Annotated in this window: 4 protein-coding genes; 2 read left to right on the forward strand and 2 right to left on the reverse strand. The window is 58.9% G+C overall.

Going from position 1 to position 3,281, the window contains the following annotated elements:
• The first annotated feature begins 122 nt into the window (after positions 1-122).
• Positions 123-689, forward strand: a complete 567-nt coding sequence (locus tag KFO72_RS41600; protein WP_225034527.1) for an NADP transhydrogenase subunit beta — start codon at positions 123-125, stop codon at positions 687-689.
• A 94-nt stretch (positions 690-783) separates the two neighbouring features.
• Here the strand turns inward: KFO72_RS41600 and KFO72_RS41605 are convergent, their stop codons facing one another.
• Positions 784-1,041, reverse strand: a complete 258-nt coding sequence (locus KFO72_RS41605) for a hypothetical protein (protein ID WP_036001019.1) — start codon at positions 1,039-1,041, stop codon at positions 784-786.
• 96 nt (positions 1,042-1,137) lie between these two features.
• A complete protein-coding gene (locus KFO72_RS41610; RefSeq protein ID WP_054932555.1) occupies positions 1,138-2,082 on the reverse strand; it encodes a LysR family transcriptional regulator in 945 nt (314 codons plus the stop codon).
• A gap of 349 nt (positions 2,083-2,431) precedes the next feature.
• Between KFO72_RS41610 and oxlT the strand changes: the two genes are divergently transcribed.
• Positions 2,432-3,281: oxalate/formate MFS antiporter (oxlT, locus tag KFO72_RS41615; protein ID WP_225034528.1), on the forward strand; the 850-nt coding region annotated here is incomplete at its 3' end.

Genomic DNA, 3,281 nt, shown 5'->3' on the forward strand with positions numbered 1-3,281 from the left:
TGGCCGAACTCGGCTATTCGCGTGAACAGATCGAAGCGCTGCGGACCGTCGGCGCGATCTGAACGAAGCGCGAAGCGAAACATGGAACGAACCAGCGCGTAGGCGCGACGCAAGGAGATGACATGCCGGAAGGTGCGGGTTTCATCGCGTGGTCGGGACTCGAGCGCCTGGAGCTATATGTGTTCGTGTTCTCGGGCGCATTGCTGCTGGCGATCGGCTCGACCGCATTCGTCAACCGGCTCATACATCGCGGGCGGAACATGCGGCAAGTCGCGGCAGGCGACAAACTCGTCGATCTGCTGGCGATGGGATTGTGTATCTGGCTCGGTTACGCTTTTGTCAACGAGCCTGCGCAATTGCCGGGAATCGCGGCGCTGTTCGCCGTGAGCCTGCTGGCTGCAGCACTGGGCGCGCACGTGATGCTGACCACGCACGAGCACCCTATGCGCGCGCCTGCGCATTGCGGCATGTTGGCGAGGCGCGGTGGGTCGTTGCGCGTCGCGTGGGACGGCGACCCTGCACGCATGCAAGTCGCCGACGATTTCACGCAGCGCTGGATCTGGACGAGCAATCCGCGCCGCACGCAGGCGCGCTGTATGTCAGCCGCGAGAAGCCTGCATATGACGCACGCGGCGATGCGCGTGCGCAGCCGTCAACGTTATCAGGTCAAGCGTCACGGAAGTCACTGAATAAAACACATAACGGCCGTGCTTCGTGAACCGCCGTTAAGGATTCACGAAGCGCGGCCGTCGGAGAGAGTCATCGATGAACTGCAACCCTGCGTCATTGAGCGACGGACTCGCGATAGAACTGGCTCTTCCGGTCGAAGATCAGTTGCGCGAGAAAGTCGGCGTCATAGGCGTTGAGCAGATGCGATTGAAAGCGCTCGATATAGGCGGTGATGCGCGCCATTTCATTGCTGACGTCGTCGAAGAAATCAAGCGTGGCCTGGCTCCAGCGAAACCGCAGGCCCAGATCGCTGAACGCGGCGTTGTAGGCGCTCAGCAGCGCTTCGTTGTGCAGATCGGCAGACTGATTCATTGCAGGACTCCCATGTCGAGTGACGAGGCTCGACAGAAGCATAGGAGCCGCAATGAATCCGCAATAGTTAAAGTTTTATTGGCTATCCATAGCCGGTCACTTATGGACGGCCAGTTGATTCACGCGCGTGATCTGTTCGATCAGGGCCGCGCCTTCTTCCATCAGAAAGCGCTTGAACGCCACGGCAACGGGCGGCAACCGCTTGTTCTTGCGATGCACGACGTACCAGTTGAGCATCACCGGAAAGCCTTCGACATCCAGCACGACGAGATGCCCGACCTGCAATTCGAGGCTGATCGTATGCGCGGACAGAAACGCGATGCCCATGCCCGCGATCACGGCCTGCTTGATGGTCTCGGTGCTCTTGATTTCCATCGCGATCTTCAGGTTCGTGAGGCGCCCGGCAAAGCCTTCTTCCATCGAATTCCACGTGTCCGAGCCGCGTTCGCGGACCACGAAAGCCTCGTTCGCAAGCTGGCTCATCTTGATGTTGCGCCTGTTGGCGAGAGGATGCGTGGGCGCCGCGACGATCACATACGGATGCGGCGCGAACACTTCGTTGATCGCATCCATTTCCTGCGGCGGACGCACCATCACGGCGAGATCGGTCTGATTGGTCGACAGCTGATGCAGCAGTTCTTCGCGATTGTGCACGGCAAGATTCAATTCGACGCCCGCGTAGCGGCGCGTGAATTCGGCGAGCAGCCGCGGAAAGAAGTAGTCGCCCGCACTGATCACCGCGACGTTCAGTTTGCCGCCCGATATGCCTTTGAGCTGGCCCATCGCTTCGTCGACTTCATGAAATTGCTGAATGATCGCGCGGCTGTAGTGGAGCATTTCGGTGCCCGCCGGCGTCAGGTAGATCTTCTTGCCGAGCTGCTCGAAAAGCGGCAAGCCCGCATGTTCTTCCAGTTGCCTGACCTGGGTGGAAACGGCGGGCTGCGTGAGATGCAGTTCCTCCGCCGCGCGCGAAAAGCTCAGATGCCGCGCCACTGTTTCGAAGACTTTCAGCTGGCGGAGGGTCGCGTTACGCATTGTCATGGCGGATGTATAAGCGAAGGTGAATCCTCATGGTAACAAACTTTAATTATCAGTAATTCAGCATTGACCCTAGCATGGATTCTGTAATGGACGATTCGCTGCATGAACATCGGGTTAACGCTTAAAAACAAGGCTCCGATGCGAAAAAGACACAAGCCGGTGACGGCGGCTTTTAACAGGCAAATAAGGCAGGCGGTAAATCGGATTAAAGGTTTTTTATAAAAGAAGTAGTGGAATTGGCATTGCGAATTACCCCGAAGCAGCCCGTTTGGGGACACAACTATAAGGTGGCATGCATACAGACCGGCGCTTTGGCCGGCTGCCCTAAATAGATAGCGGAGACAGGCACATGAACAGCATTTCGCAGCAAGCTCCCGTTGCGTTCTGGCGCAACCGGTGGTGGCAACTGGCATTTGGCATCTTGTGCATGGCGCTGGTCGCCAACCTTCAATACGCGTGGACGCTGTTCGTCACACCAATGAGCACAAAGCATCATTGGGGGCAGGCCGAAGTTCAGCTTGCGTTCTCGATCTTCATTCTGACCGAGACGTGGCTGGTGCCGGTGGAAGGATGGCTCGTCGACCGTTTCGGTCCCCGTCCCGTCGTCGCGGGCGGCGCGATTTGCGCGGGCCTTGCATGGGTGATGAATTCCTATGCGACGACGCTGCCAGAGTTGTACGCCGCGTCCGTGATCGCCGGTATCGGCGCGGGCGGGGTGTACGGCACATGCGTCGGCAATGCGCTGAAGTGGTTCCCGGACAAGCGCGGTCTCGCAGCAGGTTTGACGGCAGCAGGTTTCGGCGCGGGCGCGGCCGTCACGGTGATTCCGATTGCAAACATGATTACGCGCTCAGGTTACGAGCACACGTTCATGTTCTTCGGCATCCTGCAGGGCGTCTGCATTTTCGTGCTGGCACTGCTGCTGAGAAAGCCCGACGGCGCCAAGGCACCGCCCGCCAAGCGCAAGTTCGCGGTCACCAAGCAGGATTACACGCCGGGCCAGATGATCAAGTCGCCGGTGTTCTGGGTGATCTATGCATCGTTTGTCGCGGTTGCCGCAGGCGGCCTGATGGCGACAGCGCAAATCGGTCCGATCGCAAAAGACTGGGGCCTCGCGAAGCTGCCGATGACGCTGTTCGGCGCCACGCTGCCGCTGCTGACGATGACGCTGTCCATCGACAACATCTGCAATGGCTTCA

It is taken from the genome of Paraburkholderia sp. XV, from assembly GCF_020177535.1.
GTDB lineage: Bacteria > Pseudomonadota > Gammaproteobacteria > Burkholderiales > Burkholderiaceae > Paraburkholderia > Paraburkholderia caribensis.

Bases quoted from the DNA above. Each gene is read 5' to 3' on its own strand.
- KFO72_RS41600 (WP_225034527.1), top strand. From the start codon at position 123: ATGCCGGAAGGTGCGGGTTTCATCGCGTGGTCGGGACTCGAGCGCCTG.
- KFO72_RS41605 (WP_036001019.1), bottom strand. From the start codon at position 1,041: ATGAATCAGTCTGCCGATCTGCACAACGAAGCGCTGCTGAGCGCCTAC.
- KFO72_RS41610 (WP_054932555.1), bottom strand. From the start codon at position 2,082: ATGACAATGCGTAACGCGACCCTCCGCCAGCTGAAAGTCTTCGAAACA.